Genomic DNA, 17,087 nt, shown 5'->3' on the forward strand with positions numbered 1-17,087 from the left:
AATTCCATGCAAACTGACTGCGCTGGGCTATCCTTATAGAAACTCAGGTCGCGTCACAAGTGGCGGCTGGATGTTTCAGTGAATACCACCGGAGGTTTTGCGGATGCCGATCCAGACCCGCCGCAGTCACGACGGTCAGACTCTGATTATCAGAATAGAGGGGCGCTTTGATTTCAGCACCCATCAGGCCTTCCGCGATGCGTACGAGCATGGCGGTAAGGATGTGCGCGGTTACATTGTGGATTTGTCCGAAGCAACCTATCTCGACAGCTCAGCGCTGGGTATGTTGCTTTTGCTGAGGGACTACGGCGGGGGTGACAAGGCCAGTATTGCCATTGAAAATTGCAATAACGATGTCCGCAAGATTCTGACCATTTCCAATTTCGAGCAACTGTTCACCATTCGGTGATTGCTCAGGCCGCCGGAACCTGTGATGGATGAGCCTGCAGCAGAAAGCGACCCCCTGAAAATCCTCATTGCCGATGACAGCGACAGTGACCGGGTGATCCTGAAAACCCTGCTGAGACACCTTGGCCACCATGTGCTGGATGCTGCTAATGGTCGGGAGGCGGTGGCACTTTTTCGTTCGGGCGAGCCGGACATCGTCCTTCTGGACGCATTGATGCCCGCAATGGACGGCATGGAGGCGGCGCGGGAGATTAAACGGCTTGCCGGTGAGCGCATGGTGCCGCTGATTTTCATTACCTCTCTGTCGGAAGCGGAGGATCTGGCGCGATGCCTTGAAGCAGGCGGCGACGGCTTTCTGAGCAAACCCTATAACCGGGTAATGATCGACGCCAAGATCAATGCCTTTAACCGGATGCGTCTGATGCACCAGGCTCTGTCAGACCAGAGGGATCTGATGCATGAGCGCAACCGGCAACTGCTGGAGGAGCAACATGTGGCGCGGCGGGTCTTTGACAACGTCGCTCACACCGGGTGCCTGGATTCGCCTAACATTCGCTACCACGCGTCGCCCCTATCGGTCTTCAGTGGCGATGTGCTGTTCGCTTCACCCCGCCCTGCCGGTGGAATGCTTGTGTTTACGGGCGATTTTACCGGACATGGATTGCCTGCAGCGATTGGCGCCATGCCCGTTGCGGAAACCTTTTACGGCATGGCAAGCAAAGGCTTTGACGGGTCCGATATTCTCCGGGAAATCAATCAGAAGCTGGTGCGCATACTGCCGAAAGACATGTTCTGCTGCGGTGCGATGGTTGAGGCAGACTTCGGGCTCAACCAGCTGAAAGTATGGAATGGTGGCTTACCCGATGGGTGGCTGGTGCGCTCATCCGCCGCAAGTTATAGCCTGCCATCCCGACATCTGCCACTGGGGATTCTGAACGCTGATCAGTTTAATGCCGAAATGGAGACCATCAGAACGCTGCCCGGCGACCGGCTGCTGTTGATGACCGATGGCGTGCTGGAATGCAGCAACGAAGAAGGCCATCTCTTCGGTGAGCGTGGCGTGCGGCTCGCAGTCGAGGGCGTGACCTCCGGACGGCATCCGTTTGATGCTCTTATGAGTGGAATACGGCGGTTTACCGGGCGCCAGAAATTCGGTGATGATCTCACGCTCTGCTGTCTGGAAATGGTTGATCACGCGGGACTTACGGCTATGCCCGAAGGGGCTGAGCCTTCCACTCTGGCTGGGCCGACGGAGTGGAAGTGTGTGTATGAAATCCGGGAGCGCACGCTGGGGGAGTTCAGCCCCTTGCCGTTGTTGCTCCATATCTGCATGGAAGTGCCGGGGCTGCGGCGTAAAAGCGGAGAAATTTATACCTTGCTCTCAGAGCTGTATAATAATGCTCTGGAACATGGTGTTCTTGAGCTACCTTCTGAATGGAAGTACACACCGGAGGGCTTTGACCGTTACTATTTCGAGCGTGCTTTGCGTCTCAGCGGAGTGAGCGGCCATTACATCAGGTTCAGTTTTCATCATGAACCTATGCAGTGGGGTGGGCGCCTGCGGGTTGTTTGCGAAGACAGCGGCCAGGGGTTCGATTTCCAGAATCATGCGGTTCTGCAATCCACGGAGATGGAGCAGAGCGGGCCCCGTTATGCGGGGCGTGGACTGATTTTGCTAAAGCGACTGGCAGAATCCATCAGGTTTCATGAACAGGGGAGTCGGGTGGAAATTGTTTATGATTGGTACTTTTAATCGGCACTTTTAATCTAATCGGCACTTTTAACAGAAACAAGGGAGTTGGTCATGGTTGATAAGCCACACCTTGATGACGAAGCTTTGGCAGAGCTTCAGGACGTAATGGAAGATGAGTTCGAGATGCTGATCCGGACCTATCTTAATGATTCGCAAGAACGAATCGATAGCTTGAAGGGGGCCATGATGGATGGGGATTCAGGCGCCTTTGCAAAAACGGCCCATAGCTTCAAGGGTAGCAGCATTAATATTGGAGCTCCTCGACTTGGAGAGCTGTGCCGGGAAGCGGAGGAAGCCGGGAAGAGCGATAGCCTTAACGAAGCTCCGGCCGTTCTGGAAGCCATTAAGTCAGAATTTCAACGGGTTACTAATGCGCTTAATGCTCTGATGGCGCGCGGCGCCAGCTAGCAGTCGATGGCGTTAACCGAGTGCGGCTAAGCAGAAAGCGGCCAGACAGAGTGTGCGGCTGGCATTGCTTTTGCAGTTGTTTGGGAAACCGCCTGAAAATCAGCTCTGAAACGGACTGAACAGTGCGTCTACCGATAAAAAGCGGCAAGAGGTTGCCATGACACAGATGGTTCTTCCCCAGACTCCCGCGCCCGGGATGCAGAATGATGCCGGCGCATCGAAATCCGGTTCCGGTCGAGACAATGGCGCCAGTGAAAGCCGGTACGAAGCTTTCTCCCGTGCGGAGCAAAAACGTCTCGATCGCCAGCAAGCCGATGCCAGAAACTCCGCAAAAGAGGATGGTGCGCAATCAGCGAGCCAGTCCGAACCTCCCGGGAAAACCGGTGAGTCCGGCAAGAGCGTTAAGACTTCCGTAACGGGTGAAGACGAAGCGGCGGAAAAAACAACTGCCGGGAAAATCGCAGAGACGGCCCCTGAAATGGAAGCCATTACGACCCCGCTGACTTTTGCAGAGTTGCAGGCTCTGTTGCTGCCTTCAACCGGGCAGGTTGCAGTGGCAGGTGGTGCCGCAGGTCCGGCCGCGAGCAGTCCGGCAATAATACAGGGCTCCGAGTTGTTTGCAGGACTTGTCGGGGGCAAACCCGGGCAGCCTGGCCAGACTGCGCTCGGTGGAAAAGGTGGGCTGATGTCTGGTCTGCAACTGACCGATTCCCTGGCCCCGGCAGCCGGAGAAAAAGCCAGTGTCATGGACCCTTCCAGCCTGCTGAATGGTACCCGGTTCGAATCGGCCATGGAGTTGGTTTCTCAGCAAAGCACCAACAACGCGGCTGGCAAGCTTGCGGCAGAAGCCCAGGTGCCCCTGAGGAGCTACGCGACATCGGTTGATGTTCCCGTAAACCACGCAGAGTGGGGGGATAAACTGATGGGTAAGCTCAGCTGGTTGACAGCCAAAAACCTGTCAGTGGCCGAGATTCACCTCACGCCGCCTGATATGGGGCCAATGGAGGTACGGGTTCGCGTACACAACGATCAGGCCACCATTACCGTCCATGCCGCTAACCCGGTGGTGCGGGATCAACTGGAACTGCATTCACATCGGCTGCGTGACATGCTGGGTGAGCAAGGCCTTTCCCTGGCTCAGTTCGATGTCTCTGACAACTCACAGAACCAGCGTGGAGAGCAGGGCGCGGGTGATGGAGACGGTTCGTCTTCGGGTTCAGGTGCAGAGCTCTCGGCTGCAGATGGCGGTGAAGCAAACACTCAGACTGGCAGTCTTGACCTGAGCTGGAACGGCGCCGTCGATATTTTTGCCTGAGTGTTTGGGTCATCTTGCTGAGCCCTCTTCGTTAATCTGCTTTGCCCATCCTTTCGTGCAACGCTAGACTGCGGGTCTGAGCGGGAGGGTTGGGCCTTCTGGCCCGCCCTTTGCAGTCAATCTGTAAAAGTCATGGAAACGTACTTCCATTGACGGATTTCTGGCGAAAAACACTATGGCAGAAAATAGCGCACCTGAGGCAGAACCGGCCAAGAAAGGTAAACTGAAAGTGATTATCCTGCTGACAGTGGTGGTGCTACTGGCGATTGCCTTGTCGGTTGCTGGCACCTTGTGGTTTCTTGGTGGCGGTTTGCCCGGAATGGGCGACGATACAGAAAGCCAGGATGATGTGGCGGTAGAAACCTTCACTCCGAGCGTTTACCTGGACATTGAAAAAGCTCTGGTGACGACGTTGCAGGGCGAAGGCCGTCAGCGCTATGCGCAGGCCTACGTAGCTCTCGGAGCAACCGACCCTGAGGCGCTGACCGCAGCCAAACTGCATATGCCCCTGATTCGAAGCCAGCTGGTTATGGTGCTTGGTAGCAGCAATTTTAAGGAGTTGCAGACACCGGAAGGCCGACAAAGCCTGGCGGAAAACATGCTGACAACGGTTAATCAGGTGCTGGAGCAAGAAGGTGAGCCCGGCATCAGCCAGGTGCTGTTCAGGAATTTTGTAGTGCAATAGAAAGTGCAATAGAGCCCGGATACGGGCAAGGCATTTCAGCAGCAGGACAACGTATGCAGGATTTACTGTCACAGGATGAAATTGATGCGCTCCTCCACGGCGTGGATGACGGTGACGTTGATACTTATGAAGAAGCTGACGAAACCGGCGTAAAAAATTACGATCTTGCCAGTCAGGATCGTATCGTCCGTGGCCGGATGCCCACGTTGGAGATGATCAACGAGCGCTTTGCACGGTACACCCGCATCAGCCTGTTCAATCTTCTGCGTCGTAATGCGGATGTTTCCACCGGTGGCGTCCAGATCATGAAGTTCGGCGAATACATACACACACTTTATGTGCCCACCAGCCTGAATCTGTGCAAGGTTCGCCCGTTGCGGGGGACATCCCTGTTTGTTATGGATGCCAAACTGGTGTTCAAGCTGGTTGATAACTTTTTTGGAGGTGAAGGGCGGCACGCAAAGATCGAGGGCCGGGAGTTCACGCCGACGGAAAACCGCATAGTGCAGATGGTGCTTAACCAGGTTTTTAATGACATGCAGGAGGCTTGGCAAGCGGTCATCAAAGTGAATTTCGAATACCTCAGTTCCGAGGTAAACCCGGCCATGGCCAATATTGTGAGCCCCAGCGAAGTGGTAGTGGTCAGCACCTTCCACATCGAGCTGGATGGCGGTGGCGGTGAGCTGCACTTTGCCTTGCCCTATTCAATGATTGAACCGATCCGGGATGTGCTTGATTCTGGAGTACAAAGTGACGTTGATGACGTGGACGAGCGTTGGGTCAATGCGTTGCAGGAGGATATCAAGGAGGTGGATGTTCCGGTCAACACCACGGTTTGTCGGCGCAGGATTTCCCTGAGAGACATCGCCAAACTGAAAGCTGGCGACATCATTCCTGTAGAGGTGCCTGAATATCTGACAGTAACGGCCAATGGCATCCCCATATACAAGGCAACGATGGGAACCCGGGACGGAAAACTGGCGCTCAGGATTCATGAACGGGCGACACGGCCCAAGTTAAAAAAACAACTGAAGGTAGAACGCAATGGCTGACGACAACAAAGACGGTCAGGAGCTGAGCGAGGACGAAAAGCTGGCAGCCGAATGGGAGGCCGCCATGGAAGAGACCGGCGAAGAGGGCGCTGAAGAGTCCCCAGGCGATGAGTGGGCCCAGGCCATGGAGGAAGCTGGAGAAAACGGTGGAGAGAAAGATGAAGGAGCAGGCGCTAAAAAAAGTGTGCGAACAGCGCCGATGGAAGAGTTTGATGAGGTTTCGATGGAGACTCAGGGCAGCGGGCCACCACCGGATCTTGATGTCATTCTGGACATTCCCGTCAGTATCTCTATGGAGGTGGGGAATACCCAGATTCCTATCCGCAACCTTCTGCAGTTGAATCAGGGCTCGGTTATCGAGCTGGATCGATTGGCAGGCGAGCCATTGGATGTGCTGGTCAACGGTACGCTTATAGCTCACGGCGAGGTGGTCATGGTCAACGAAAAGTTTGGTATCCGTCTGACCGATGTGATCAGCCCGGGCGAACGAATCAAACGGCTGCAGAAATAGAATGTGGATGAAAACTGCGGGTTCGTTACTGCTGCTACTGGCCATGCCAGTTATTGCCGAAGAAACGGCCAAAGCGACAACGGGCGGTCCGGACAGGGCACAGGGCACACTCGGCACTCTGCTTAGCCTTGGTGCCGGCCTGGTGGCGGTGATCGCAGTCATATACGGTTGTGCCTGGATTATCCGTCGGATGAACGGTATGACGGGCATGAACAACAATGCGATCAAGGTCGTTTCGGTAATGGCCATAGGCGCCCGCGAACGCATCGCTCTGATTGAAGTGGGGGGGCAGCAGATTCTTCTGGGCATTACCCCATCGGCTATCCGCACGCTACAGATCTTTGAGGAGCCGATTGTGGATGCGGGCAACCCGAACTCCGGAGACTTTGCCCGACGCCTGCAGAGCATGATCGGCAAATCCTGGACAGCCCCGACTAAGGAATGAACAGGCCCATGATGGTGGCAACGCTTAAACGACTTATTCCGCTGTCTGTTTTGCTTGGCGGCCTGTTCTGGGCACCGCTGTCATTTGCGGACCTGCCCGGTATTCCTGCCTTTACGGTACAGCCCGGCGAAGGGGAGGGTATTCAGGAATACTCGGTAACCTTGCAGATTCTGGCGTTGATGACCGCGCTGACGTTTCTGCCGGCCATGTTGATGATGATGACCTCCTTCACCCGCATTATCGTGGTGTTTGCGATTCTGCGCCAGGCGCTGGGCCTGCAGGCGACGCCCTCCAACCAGATACTGCTCGGCCTGGCTCTGTTTCTCAGTATTTTCATTATGAAGCCGGTCCTCGAAGAAGCCAATCGCGTCGGATTACAGCCGTACCTTCAGGAAGAAGTCACCTCACTGGAAGCAGTTGAACTGGCCAGCGAGCCCTTCAAGAAATTCATGCTGGGACAGACCCGGGAAGATGACCTCGCGTTGTTCATGCGCATCGCAGATGTTCAATATGACACGCCTCAGGATGTCTCCTTCTGGATACTGATGCCGGCGTTCGTGACCAGCGAGCTCAAAACTGCGTTTCAGATAGGGTTTATCCTGTTTATCCCGTTTCTGATTCTCGACATGGTTGTAGCCAGCGTACTTATGGCAATGGGTATGATGATGCTGTCGCCGATCATTATCTCGCTGCCATTCAAGATCATGCTGTTTGTTCTGGTGGATGGTTGGGCCCTGATCATGGGCACGTTGGCTGCCAGTTATGGGATATAGCTCCGCTATGGGAAACAGGAGGAAATTATGACTCCGGAAACCGTTATCGACATCCTGCGGGAAGCCCTGTGGATGATCGTGCTTCTCTGCTCCGTGATTATTATGCCAGGTTTGGTTATTGGCCTCGTTGTGAGTACTTTCCAGGCAGCTACCCAGATAAACGAACAAACCCTCAGTTTTCTGCCGCGCCTGCTGATAACGCTCATTGTTATAATCGTTATGGGGCCATGGATGCTGACAAAACTTCTGGATCACGCACACCGGCTGATATCCAGCATTCCTTTCCTGATCGGCTGACACATGACTCCTGCGGAAATCAGTGCGGATATGCTTGGCCAGTGGGTCGGGCAGCACCTGTGGCCGCTGTTCCGGCTGGCGAGTTTTTTGATGGTTATTCCCATCTTCGGTACCCAGCTCGTGCCCGCCAGGGTGCGCCTCGGGCTGGCACTGCTAATGACCATACTGATCGTACCCATGATCCCGGAAGTGCCACAGGTTGAAGCCCTGAGTGCCGACGCCGTCGTGATTACCTTGCAACAAATTCTGATCGGCGTAGGTCTGGGGTTTGCGCTGACCGCTCTGTGGCAACTTTTCGTGATCGCCGGGCAGATGATTGCCATGCAAATGGGCCTGGGCTTCGCATCCATGGTTGACCCCGCGAACGGCGTCAACGTGCCTGTGCTGTCCCAGATCTACACCATTACCGTTACCTTGCTGTTCCTGGCCATGAACGGCCATCTGGTGGCGTTTGAAGTGTTCATCGAAAGTTTCCGAACCCTGCCCATTGGCATGGAAGGCCTGGGCCAGGCTGGTGTCTGGGCATTGGCGCACCGCATAAGCTGGATGTTTGCCTCCGCCATGTTACTGGCACTGCCGGCGGTGACCGCCGTACTCATCGTCAGCATATCCTTCGGCGTCATGACCCGGGCGGCGCCCCAAATGAACATTTTTGCCCTGGGCTTCCCGATTGGCCTGATTTTTGGATTGTTTGCTATATGGGTGTTGCACGCCAATTTTCTGCCGCACTTCGAAGTGTATACCCGGCAAACCTTTGAGTTTATGCGAAACCTTCAGGGGCAGCCTTAGGCGAGCCCTGGCGACACCTCAAGAGTTAGAGCATGGCAGAAGAGAACGACAACAGTCAGGAAAAAACCGAAGAGGCTACCCCCCGAAGGCTCGAAAAAGCCCGGGAGGATGGCCAGACTGCGCGGTCAAAAGAGCTGGCCACCATGGCTGTATTGATCGCCGGTGCCGGTGGTTTGTTGATCTTCGGAGCTCAGCTGGGTGCCGCAATGGAGGCCATCATGCGCGATGCCTTCACGCTGGAGCGCTCCGCGATATTCGACACCCGGCATATGAGCATTCAACTGTTGGCGTCCGCCAAAGAAGCAGCCTGGGCTCTTGCGCCAATTCTCTTGCTGCTTCTCATCGCTGCCATTGCTGGCTCCATCGGCATCGGCGGTTTGCTGTTCAGCGGTAAAGCTATCGCTCCCAAGCTCAATCGCATGGACCCCATGAAAGGCCTGGGCAGAATGTTCTCCGCGCGTTCCTTGATCGAACTGGTGAAAGCTATCGCGAAAGTCGGTCTGGTTATGGCGTTAGCAATTCTCATACTGGACATCCGTACCGAAGACCTGCTTGCCATCGCAGAAGAACCCACGGTACCGGCCATGGAGCACGTGCTCTGGACACTTGGGTGGAGTTTCTTCCTGCTTTCTTGTTCCACCATCATCATTGCCATTATCGACGTGCCGTTTCAGCTTTTTGATCATCAGAAAAAACTGCGGATGACCAAGCAGGAAGTTAAAGACGAATACAAGGACACTGAGGGCAAGCCTGAGGTCAAAGGCAAAATTCGCCAGCTTCAACGCGAAATGTCCCAGCGCCGCATGATGCAGGATGTGCCCACTGCAGACGTTGTCATCACCAATCCGACCCACTATGCCGTGGCTCTGAAGTACGATTCCAACTCCATGGGTGCGCCGAAGGTCGTCGCCAAAGGCAATGATGAGACCGCTTTCAAAATCATGGAAATCGCCCGGGAATACAAAGTCGAGATCCTACGCACGCCACCTCTTACTCGTGCCGTTTACCACAACAGTGACATAGGCGACGAAATCCCCGACGGCCTGTATATGGCCATCGCCCAGGTGCTGGCCTACGTGTTCCAACTCCGGCAGTTCCGCAAGGGGCGCGGGCCCAAGCCCGGCATGCCTGATCTTCCGATCCCCTCGGATTTGCGACGGGATATTTGATTTGGTTTCTAGCCTGCAGGCACCATAGGAGTTGCTGTCAGTCTTCTTTGTGCTCGTAAATCGCCTTGCCCCAGGCTTCGCGGCTGCCCGGAAGTATCAGGTTCAGAATGATGGCTGCCACCGCACACAGAGCGATACCCTCAAGGTGGCCGAGAACCATGCCGCCGATACCGAACACCAGCGTTACACCCACAATAACCAGATTCCGCGACTGAGAAAGATCCACCTGATGGCGAATCAGCGTGCTCATACCCACCACCGCAATGGAACCGAACAGCAGACACAAAATGCCGCCCATAACTGGCACCGGAATCGTCTGCAGAACCGCGCCAAACTTGCCCACAAAGGCCAGCACGATCGCAGTGCAGGCCGCCCACCACATAACCTTCGGGTTAAAGTTGCGTGTCAGCATCACAGCGCCGGTCACTTCAGAGTAGGTCGTATTGGGTGGCCCGCCCAGTAAAGCGGCAGCGCTGGTAGCCAGACCGTCGCCCAGCAGAGTGCGGTGCAGGCCGGGCTTTTCCAGATAGTTTTTGCGAGTGACATTGCCAATCGCCAGAACATCCCCGATGTGCTCAATGGCCGGAGCAATGGCTACCGGAATCATGAACAGTATGGCGCCCCAGCTGAACTGCGGGGCGACAAAGTTGGGAACCGCAAGCCAGGGCGCCTGTTGGATAGGCGTGATATCAACAATGCCCGCGAAAGCAGACAGTATATAACCAACAATCACACCAAACATGATCGGGATCAGGCGGAAGATACCCTTGGACCAAACCGAAGCAACAATGGTCACGGTCAGCGAAATCATCGCAATCCACAGCGCCGTGTCCTGCGGTATCAGCTGGGTTCCGCCATCGCCAGTGCGGCCGGAAGCCATGTGTACCGCAACGGGTGCCAGTCCCAGACCGATCACCATGATGACCGGTCCGATAACCACCGGGGGCAGCAGGCGGGTCACAAAGCCGGTGCCGCGCAGTCGTATTGCACCACTGAGCAGGATATAAAGAATACCCGCTGCCATCAGGCCGCCCAGGGTTTCCTCAAGGCCGAACTTGCCCTTGGAAGCAATAACCGGCGCGATAAACGCAAAAGATGAGGCCAGAAAGATTGGAATCTGGCCTCCGGTCACAATGTGGAAAATCAGCGTGCCCAGGCCGGCGGTAAAGAGCGCAACGTTCGGATCCAGGCCAGTGATCAATGGCATCAGCACCAAAGCGCCGAAGGCTACTAGCAGCATCTGGGAGCCGGCAATCGCCTGCTTCCAGACGGGGTCATTGGTATGGTCTTCCATGATCAGACGTCCTTCTGCTTGGTGCCGAATATTTTGTCACCGGCGTCGCCAAGACCTGGCAGGATATAGCCTTTCTCATTCAGGCACTTGTCCACCGACGCGGTATAAATGGACACATCCGGGTGCTTGTCCAGAACATTTTTTATGCCTTCCGGAGCGGCCACCAGCACCAACGCGCGGATTTCAGTGCTTCCGGCTTTTTTGAGCAGGTCGATGGTAGAAATCATCGAACCGCCGGTGGCAACCATCGGATCAACGATCAAGGCCATGCGTTCATCCAGTTCACCGACCAGCTTTTCAAGGTAGGTATTGGCTTCCAGAGTTTCCTCGTTGCGGATCTGGCCCACCACACTGACCCGAGCCACAGGGATCAGGCTCAGAACGCCGTCCAACATGCCGAGCCCGGCTCGCAGGATAGGGACGATCGTGATTTTTTTACCGTGGATCTGTTCCACATTCACCGGCCCCGCCCACCCCTCAATGGTCTTTTCCTGCAGATTAAAATCCTTTGTGGCCTCGTAGGTGAGCAGTGCACCGACTTCCTGCGCCAGTTCACGAAAGTTCTTGGTGCTGATGTCGGCACGGCGCATGAGGCCGAGTTTGTGTCTGATAAGGGGGTGTCTTACCTCGTGGATCGGCATGGGCTCACCTGTTTGTGGGTCTGAGGTTGTGGAGTTCAGGGTGCAATATCGCGATTAAGTGGCGCAAGGATACCGCATCTTAGAATGTGAGTCAGGCAGGTAAGGCCAGCTCGCGAACGAAAAATCGAACACGGTGGTATGGATCTTGCGGTATCACTGTAAAAGACGCCTGGGCGTCAGAATTTCGACCCTTAAAACGCCTTCAGAAACAGTAAATCGGAGATGCTTCCGGCATGGACACAGCTTTAGTCCTTCGTAATGTCAAATCCCTGACGCGGGGCAATCTCGGTGTGCCCGTCATGCTGATGGGTTTGCTGGGCATGATGATACTGCCCATGCCTGCTTTTCTGCTGGACGTATTTTTCACGTTCAACATCACGCTCTCGATTGTCATTCTGCTGGTGTGTGTCTATGCACTGCGGCCCATGGAATTTGCCTCCTTCCCGACGGTATTGCTGGTCGCAACCCTTCTGCGCCTGGCGTTGAACGTGGCTTCCACCCGGATTGTGTTGCTGGAAGGGCATGAGGGCGGGGATGCAGCGGGTAAGGTTATCGAGTCATTCGGTGCCGTGCTGATTGGTGGGAACTACGCGGTCGGCCTCGTGGTCTTCGCCATTCTGATGATTATTAACTTCCTGGTTGTTACCAAGGGTGCCGGCCGGGTTTCGGAAGTAAGCGCGCGGTTTACCCTGGATGCGATGCCGGGCAAGCAGATGGCTATTGACGCCGATCTGAACGCCGGTCTTGTGAATCAGGAAGAGGCTAAACACCGGCGTGCAGAGATAGCGCAGGAAGCCGATTTCTATGGCTCTATGGATGGTGCGTCCAAGTTTGTTAAAGGCGATGCGGTCGCAGGCCTGCTGATTCTGGCGATCAACATTATTGGCGGTGTTGCCATTGGTATGGTCCAGCATGGCCTTGATTTCGGGCTTGCCATGGAGCGCTATGCGCTTCTCACCATTGGTGATGGGCTGGTCGCCCAGATCCCGTCACTGCTGCTTTCTACCTCTGCTGCAATCATGGTTACCCGTGTGACCTCCAGTCAGGATATGGGCGGGCAGATTCTTCAGCAGCTGTTCAATGCTCCCAAGGCTCTGGCGATAGCGGCAGGCATTCTGCTCCTGTTGGGCCTGATTCCGGGCATGCCCCATGTGGCATTTTTGGGGCTCGGGAGCCTCGCTGCCGCTGGAGCCTGGTTTATCTGGAAGAAAGACCAGCAGACTGTTGAAGAGGGTGGCTTGTTCCCGGGCCAGGGTGGCGCCGGTGTTGTACCCGGCCCTGGTGGCCGTGAAGCGCCACTGGCAGGTGACACTGGCGGCGATCAGGGCCGTCAGTTACCTGCGCCGGGAGAGACCCGGGAGCTGGGCTGGGACGATGTGGCAACAGTGGATATTGTCGGGCTGGAAGTCGGCTACCGCCTGATACCGCTGGTCGACAAGTCCCAGGGTGGCCAGCTGCTAAGCCGCATCAAGGGTGTCCGTAAAAAACTGTCTCAGGACATGGGGTTTCTGATGCCCTCCGTGCACATCCGCGACAATCTGGATCTCATGCCCAATGTGTATCGCATCACTCTAATGGGGGTAACGATAGCCGAAGCGGAAATACATCCCGACCGGGAACTGGCCATCGACCCCGGCCAGGTATTCGGAAAAATCGAAGGGATAGAAGGCAAGGATCCGGCCTTTGGCCTGGATGCGAGCTGGATTGAACCGGAGAAAAAAGATCAGGCTCAGACACTTGGCTATACCGTAGTTGATGCCAGCACGGTTGTCGCTACGCACCTGAACCAGGTTCTGCAAAAACATGCCCACGAACTGTTGGGGCACGAAGAAGTCCAGAAATGGCTGGATCAACTGGAAAAGGTCTCGCCCAAGCTGGCAGAAGAGCTGGTGCCGACTACGGTGTCCATCAGCCTTTTGTTGAAAGTGCTCCAGAACCTGCTCAAAGAAGAAGTTCCCATCCGGGATATGCGGTCCATTGCCGAATCCATCGTGAACGTGCATCCGAAGAGTCAGGATCCCAGGTTGCTGACGACGTTGGCACGTCAGGCTCTTCGTCGGATGATCGTTCAGAGCATCTGTGGCAATGATCAGGAGATACCAGTGATTACTCTGGATCCGGATCTGGAACAGTTATTGCTAAAGTCTGTTCAGCAGAGTCAACAATCTGGCGGCCAGGAAGATATAGGTATGGTTCTGGAGCCGAATATGGTGGAGAAGCTGCAGCGCTCTTTGCAAGACAGCGTTCAGCGCCAGGAAGTTCTGGGTAAGCCCGCCATCCTTTTGGTATCCGGCCCGCTGAGGCCGGTGCTTGCAAAGTTTGCCAGTTTCGGTGTGGAGCGGCTGCATGTGCTTTCGTACCAGGAAATACCGGATAACAAGCAGATTACGATCGTGGCGTCCGTGGGCCAGTAGGCATGCGGATGAAAGAACGGACAACGCCGATACAGCGTTGCCGGTGGAGGATGCAATAACATGAAAGTGAAACGTTTTTTTGCCAAGAGCATGGCCGAAGCACTGAAACAGATCAGTGAGCAGATGGGGCCAGATGCTGTCATCCTATCCAACCGGCGAGTAGATGGTGGCGTTGAAATTGTCTCTGCGCTGGATTACGACGAAAATATGGCGCGCCAGAGCCTTGGCGAAAAAGCCAGTGAGGCCACCAACGGAGCCCGACTTGCGGAAATGCAGGCCGAGCAGCACCGCCGGCTGGAAGATGAGCTGAGTCGCTCCCGCTCACGTATTCGCGATGTTCGCGAAAATCGAGCAGCGCGCAGTCAGGGCTATGCCGAAGCATCGTTTGCGGAGCTGCATGAAGCAGCGAGTGAAGGTTATGAGGAACCTGCCTCCGCAAGCGTCAGCAGCAATACCGACTATTCCGATGAGCTTGCCAGCATGCGTGCAGAAATCAGCTCTTTGCGGGATCTCATGAGTGGCCAGCGCAATGAGCCGGAAGAACCCGGCGTCAACGCGGTTCAGCAGCGGCTGGCAGAGCGGTTGCAGGAATTTGGCCTGAGCCCGGATCTGGCAGGCTCTCTCTCCCGTCGACACAAAAGCGGGAAGCTTGATGACGGCTGGAAGCGGGCCCTGAAAATGCTCGTTACCGGCGTGCGCACAGCGCGTCAGGAGTGGCTGGACGAGGGGGGGGTTTATGCACTGGTCGGCCCCACGGGCGCTGGCAAGACCACCACGATTGGCAAGCTGGCTGCCCGTTATGTGCTGAAGCACGGTGCCGATTCTTTGGCGCTGGTTACCACAGATCGCTATCGGGTTGCCGCGCATGAGCAGCTTTTCGTGTTTGGTCGCATTCTGAATGTGCCGGTCCGGGTGGTGGATGAAAGCCACACACTGGATGATATTCTTGATGAGCTGTCGGATCGCCATCTGGTGCTGATTGATACCGCGGGGCTGACCAGCTCCGAGAAGGGCTATCAGGAGCAACTGACAGAGCTGGCCCGCAGTCACCATAATGTGCGTACACACTTGGTTGTTTCCGCAACCAGCCAGCCGCGAATTATGAAATCCGTATGGCATTGCTATAAGATGGCAAATCTTTCGGGCTGCGTAATGACAAAAATTGACGAAGCCCTGACACTGGGCGAGTCTCTGGGATTTGTGATGGAAACCGGATTGCCGGTGGCCTACTACACAGATGGGCAAAAGATTCCTGGAGATCTGCATCATGCCGAAGCGGTTCCGCTAGTGCGCCTGGCTGTCGAGCGCCTTAAAACGCTTCAGCAACAGGCCGCTGCAGAGCGGTTACCTGACGCAGAGCGTCCGCGCGAAACGGCATGAGGCCCTGAAGATCTGAGCTGCATCCAGCTACGAACCATACCCGGCTAAACGTTGTGAGAGATAATAAACAGTATGAGCAAACCACATCCGGTACAGGTGATCGCAGTTTCCGGCGGTAAGGGCGGTGTCGGCAAGAGTAACGTGTCGGTCAATCTTGCCATCGCTCTGGCCCAGAAGGGCCGGCGTGTGGTTTTGCTTGATGCCGACCTTGGTCTGGGCAACATTGATGTGCTGCTTGGCATTACGGCAAATCGTACCTTGCAGGATGTGCTGGCGGGCGAGTGCGATCTTCGAGACGTTCTGGTTAACGGCCCGGGGGGTATCAAAATTGTTCCGGCATCTTCCGGCACGCAACGCATGACTCAGCTCAGCCCTATGGAACACGCAGGCCTGATCAACGCATTCAGCGAGCTGGGTGATCAGATGGATGTACTCATTGTGGACACTGCAGCGGGCATTTCCGAGGCGGTAGTGAGTTTTCTCCGGGCCTCCCAGGAGTTGCTGCTGGTCGTTTGCGATGAGCCGACATCCATCACTGACGCCTATGCTCTGATTAAGCTGATGAATCGTGACTACGGCACCAACCGCTTCCGGATTCTCGCCAATCAGGTGGGTACTGAGCAGGAAGGTCGTCATCTGTTTGAAAAACTGACCCGGGTCACCGAACGCTTTCTGGACGTGGCACTGCAATATGTAGGTATGGTGCCGTACGACGAAGCTGTGAAAAAAGCCGTTCAGCGTCAGAAAGCAGTGCTGGAAGCCTACCCTCGGGCCAAAGCCTCGCTTGCGATCAAGGCACTGGCTGAAAAAGTAGAGACTTGGCCGCTGCCTTCATCTCCCCGCGGGCATCTGGAGTTTTTTGTGGAGCGGCTCGTCGAAGTCTGAAACGGAACCCGTTAAACAATACCGGATACATGACATTGTCGAAAAATCTGGGAATCTATCACCAGGCTGGCGTAAAAAGTTCCTCGGAACTGATTGAGACGCACGCGCCTCTGGTCAAGAAAATTGCTCTTCATCTTTTGGCGCGGCTGCCAGCCTCCGTGCAACTGGATGACCTTATGCAGGCCGGCATGATTGGATTGCTGGAGGCTGCTCAACGCTATAGCTCAACCAAAGGCGCAACATTCGAGACCTATGCGGGGATACGCATTCGCGGTGCCATGGTGGATGAAATCCGCAAAGGCGACTGGGTGCCGCGCTCTGTTCACAGGAACGCCCGCCGGGTTGCTCAGGCTATCAAGGCTGTTGAAAATCGTATGGGGCGTGAAGCACAGGACGGTGAGGTTGCCGAAGAACTCGGCATGGAGCTTTCTCAATACCACGCCACTTTGTCGGATGCGAGCAGCGGGCGACTTTTTAGCCTTGATGAGCTCAATGAATCCGGAGAGCTGCCGATAGAAGAAACAGAGGCCAGCGATAATCCGCTGGACGGCCTGACTTCGGATTCCTTTCAGAGCAATCTGGCCGCTGCTATTGAACAGCTCCCTGAGCGGGAAAAACTGGTTCTGAGCCTGTATTACCAGGATGAACTGAACCTCAAAGAAATCGGTGCAGTGCTGGGCGTCAGCGAAAGCAGAGTCAGCCAGATTCACAGCCAGGCGGCGCTACGGCTTCGTGCCAGGCTCTCGGAATGGCGTAATGATGATGGCAGTTAGGCCCGTCTCAGGTTTCTGGATCGTACTGGAGTGTAGTATTTGGTAACCGATGCTTTACAACCGTGATAAAGATCAGACAATAAGTGGTTAAATCA

18 protein-coding genes are annotated in these 17,087 nt (G+C 55.4%); 16 read left to right on the forward strand and 2 right to left on the reverse strand.

The genetic code is table 11. From position 1 onward, the window contains the following. Window positions 1–103: 103 nt before the first annotated feature. The 12 genes from BUA49_RS08790 to flhB all read left to right on the forward strand — a co-directional run bounded on the left by BUA49_RS08790 (window position 104) and on the right by flhB (window position 9,605). Window positions 104–409 carry an STAS domain-containing protein gene (locus BUA49_RS08790; protein ID WP_072796783.1) on the forward strand — a complete coding sequence of 102 codons (306 nt, stop codon included), beginning with the start codon at window positions 104–106 and terminating at the stop codon, window positions 407–409. A 24-nt stretch (window positions 410–433) separates the two neighbouring features. Then, window positions 434–2,161, forward strand: a complete 1,728-nt coding sequence (locus BUA49_RS08795) for an ATP-binding SpoIIE family protein phosphatase (RefSeq protein WP_072796784.1) — start codon at window positions 434–436, stop codon at window positions 2,159–2,161. A 51-nt stretch (window positions 2,162–2,212) separates the two neighbouring features. Further along, window positions 2,213–2,569 (forward strand): Hpt domain-containing protein, encoded by a 357-nt coding sequence (locus tag BUA49_RS08800; protein WP_072796785.1) that lies wholly within the window; start codon window positions 2,213–2,215, stop codon window positions 2,567–2,569. Window positions 2,570–2,726: 157 nt separating this feature from the next. After that, window positions 2,727–3,884, forward strand: coding sequence for a flagellar hook-length control protein FliK (locus BUA49_RS08805; RefSeq protein WP_072796786.1), 1,158 nt, complete (start codon window positions 2,727–2,729; stop codon window positions 3,882–3,884). Between the two features lie 175 nt (window positions 3,885–4,059). Next, window positions 4,060–4,569, forward strand: a complete 510-nt coding sequence (locus tag BUA49_RS08810) for a flagellar basal body-associated FliL family protein (protein ID WP_072796787.1) — start codon at window positions 4,060–4,062, stop codon at window positions 4,567–4,569. A 53-nt stretch (window positions 4,570–4,622) separates the two neighbouring features. Next, on the forward strand, window positions 4,623–5,621 hold the full coding sequence (fliM, locus tag BUA49_RS08815) for a flagellar motor switch protein FliM (RefSeq protein WP_072796788.1): 999 nt from the start codon (window positions 4,623–4,625) through the stop codon (window positions 5,619–5,621). Beyond that, window positions 5,614–6,132, forward strand: coding sequence for a flagellar motor switch protein FliN (fliN, locus tag BUA49_RS08820; protein ID WP_072796789.1), 519 nt, complete (start codon window positions 5,614–5,616; stop codon window positions 6,130–6,132). The genes fliM and fliN overlap by 8 nt, the downstream gene beginning before the upstream one ends. Window position 6,133: 1 nt before the next feature. Beyond that, window positions 6,134–6,577 (forward strand): flagellar biosynthetic protein FliO, encoded by a 444-nt coding sequence (gene fliO / locus BUA49_RS08825; protein ID WP_072796790.1) that lies wholly within the window; start codon window positions 6,134–6,136, stop codon window positions 6,575–6,577. An 8-nt stretch (window positions 6,578–6,585) separates the two neighbouring features. Next, the gene (fliP, locus tag BUA49_RS08830; RefSeq protein ID WP_072796791.1) at window positions 6,586–7,350 is read left to right on the forward strand and encodes a flagellar type III secretion system pore protein FliP; all 765 of its coding nucleotides are present in this window, start codon (window positions 6,586–6,588) and stop codon (window positions 7,348–7,350) included. A 27-nt stretch (window positions 7,351–7,377) separates the two neighbouring features. Further along, window positions 7,378–7,647 (forward strand): flagellar biosynthesis protein FliQ, encoded by a 270-nt coding sequence (gene fliQ, locus BUA49_RS08835; RefSeq protein WP_072796792.1) that lies wholly within the window; start codon window positions 7,378–7,380, stop codon window positions 7,645–7,647. A 3-nt stretch (window positions 7,648–7,650) separates the two neighbouring features. Further along, on the forward strand, window positions 7,651–8,436 hold the full coding sequence (gene fliR / locus BUA49_RS08840; RefSeq protein ID WP_072796793.1) for a flagellar biosynthetic protein FliR: 786 nt from the start codon (window positions 7,651–7,653) through the stop codon (window positions 8,434–8,436). 32 nt (window positions 8,437–8,468) lie between these two features. Next, window positions 8,469–9,605, forward strand: coding sequence for a flagellar biosynthesis protein FlhB (gene flhB, locus BUA49_RS08845; protein WP_072796794.1), 1,137 nt, complete (start codon window positions 8,469–8,471; stop codon window positions 9,603–9,605). A 37-nt stretch (window positions 9,606–9,642) separates the two neighbouring features. Here flhB and BUA49_RS08850 read toward each other — a convergent pair whose 3' ends face one another. Both BUA49_RS08850 and upp read right to left on the reverse strand, forming a co-directional pair. Further along, window positions 9,643–10,899 (reverse strand): uracil-xanthine permease family protein, encoded by a 1,257-nt coding sequence (locus BUA49_RS08850; protein ID WP_072796795.1) that lies wholly within the window; start codon window positions 10,897–10,899, stop codon window positions 9,643–9,645. Window positions 10,900–10,901: 2 nt separating this feature from the next. Continuing rightward, window positions 10,902–11,540, reverse strand: a complete 639-nt coding sequence (gene upp, locus BUA49_RS08855) for a uracil phosphoribosyltransferase (RefSeq protein WP_072796796.1) — start codon at window positions 11,538–11,540, stop codon at window positions 10,902–10,904. A gap of 233 nt (window positions 11,541–11,773) precedes the next feature. On the opposite strand from upp, the gene flhA reads away from it, so the two are divergent. From flhA to BUA49_RS08875, 4 genes are all read left to right on the forward strand, one after another. Beyond that, window positions 11,774–13,954: a flagellar biosynthesis protein FlhA gene (gene flhA / locus BUA49_RS08860; RefSeq protein WP_072796797.1), complete on the forward strand. Its 2,181-nt coding sequence runs from the start codon at window positions 11,774–11,776 to the stop codon at window positions 13,952–13,954. A gap of 60 nt (window positions 13,955–14,014) precedes the next feature. Continuing rightward, entirely contained in the window at window positions 14,015–15,334 is a 1,320-nt protein-coding gene (gene flhF / locus BUA49_RS08865) for a flagellar biosynthesis protein FlhF (protein WP_072796798.1), read from the forward strand. Window positions 15,335–15,406: 72 nt separating this feature from the next. Beyond that, window positions 15,407–16,219, forward strand: a complete 813-nt coding sequence (locus BUA49_RS08870; protein ID WP_072796799.1) for a MinD/ParA family protein — start codon at window positions 15,407–15,409, stop codon at window positions 16,217–16,219. A 29-nt stretch (window positions 16,220–16,248) separates the two neighbouring features. Next, window positions 16,249–16,992: an RNA polymerase sigma factor FliA gene (locus BUA49_RS08875; protein WP_072796800.1), complete on the forward strand. Its 744-nt coding sequence runs from the start codon at window positions 16,249–16,251 to the stop codon at window positions 16,990–16,992. Window positions 16,993–17,087 lie beyond the last annotated feature (95 nt).

This window comes from Marinobacter antarcticus (assembly GCF_900142385.1).
In the GTDB taxonomy this organism is placed as follows: Bacteria; Pseudomonadota; Gammaproteobacteria; order Pseudomonadales; family Oleiphilaceae; genus Marinobacter; species Marinobacter antarcticus.

What these genes read in the sequence shown, in the direction of transcription:
- BUA49_RS08790 (WP_072796783.1), top strand. Translation starts at nt 104, where the DNA reads ATGCCGATCCAGACCCGCCGCAGTCACGACGGTCAGACTCTGATTATC.
- BUA49_RS08795 (WP_072796784.1), top strand. Translation starts at nt 434, where the DNA reads ATGGATGAGCCTGCAGCAGAAAGCGACCCCCTGAAAATCCTCATTGCC.
- BUA49_RS08800 (WP_072796785.1), top strand. Translation starts at nt 2,213, where the DNA reads ATGGTTGATAAGCCACACCTTGATGACGAAGCTTTGGCAGAGCTTCAG.
- BUA49_RS08805 (WP_072796786.1), top strand. Translation starts at nt 2,727, where the DNA reads ATGACACAGATGGTTCTTCCCCAGACTCCCGCGCCCGGGATGCAGAAT.
- BUA49_RS08810 (WP_072796787.1), top strand. Translation starts at nt 4,060, where the DNA reads ATGGCAGAAAATAGCGCACCTGAGGCAGAACCGGCCAAGAAAGGTAAA.
- fliM (WP_072796788.1), top strand. Translation starts at nt 4,623, where the DNA reads ATGCAGGATTTACTGTCACAGGATGAAATTGATGCGCTCCTCCACGGC.
- fliN (WP_072796789.1), top strand. Translation starts at nt 5,614, where the DNA reads ATGGCTGACGACAACAAAGACGGTCAGGAGCTGAGCGAGGACGAAAAG.
- fliO (WP_072796790.1), top strand. Translation starts at nt 6,134, where the DNA reads ATGTGGATGAAAACTGCGGGTTCGTTACTGCTGCTACTGGCCATGCCA.
- fliP (WP_072796791.1), top strand. Translation starts at nt 6,586, where the DNA reads ATGATGGTGGCAACGCTTAAACGACTTATTCCGCTGTCTGTTTTGCTT.
- fliQ (WP_072796792.1), top strand. Translation starts at nt 7,378, where the DNA reads ATGACTCCGGAAACCGTTATCGACATCCTGCGGGAAGCCCTGTGGATG.
- fliR (WP_072796793.1), top strand. Translation starts at nt 7,651, where the DNA reads ATGACTCCTGCGGAAATCAGTGCGGATATGCTTGGCCAGTGGGTCGGG.
- flhB (WP_072796794.1), top strand. Translation starts at nt 8,469, where the DNA reads ATGGCAGAAGAGAACGACAACAGTCAGGAAAAAACCGAAGAGGCTACC.
- BUA49_RS08850 (WP_072796795.1), bottom strand. Translation starts at nt 10,899, where the DNA reads ATGGAAGACCATACCAATGACCCCGTCTGGAAGCAGGCGATTGCCGGC.
- upp (WP_072796796.1), bottom strand. Translation starts at nt 11,540, where the DNA reads ATGCCGATCCACGAGGTAAGACACCCCCTTATCAGACACAAACTCGGC.
- flhA (WP_072796797.1), top strand. Translation starts at nt 11,774, where the DNA reads ATGGACACAGCTTTAGTCCTTCGTAATGTCAAATCCCTGACGCGGGGC.
- flhF (WP_072796798.1), top strand. Translation starts at nt 14,015, where the DNA reads ATGAAAGTGAAACGTTTTTTTGCCAAGAGCATGGCCGAAGCACTGAAA.
- BUA49_RS08870 (WP_072796799.1), top strand. Translation starts at nt 15,407, where the DNA reads ATGAGCAAACCACATCCGGTACAGGTGATCGCAGTTTCCGGCGGTAAG.
- BUA49_RS08875 (WP_072796800.1), top strand. Translation starts at nt 16,249, where the DNA reads ATGACATTGTCGAAAAATCTGGGAATCTATCACCAGGCTGGCGTAAAA.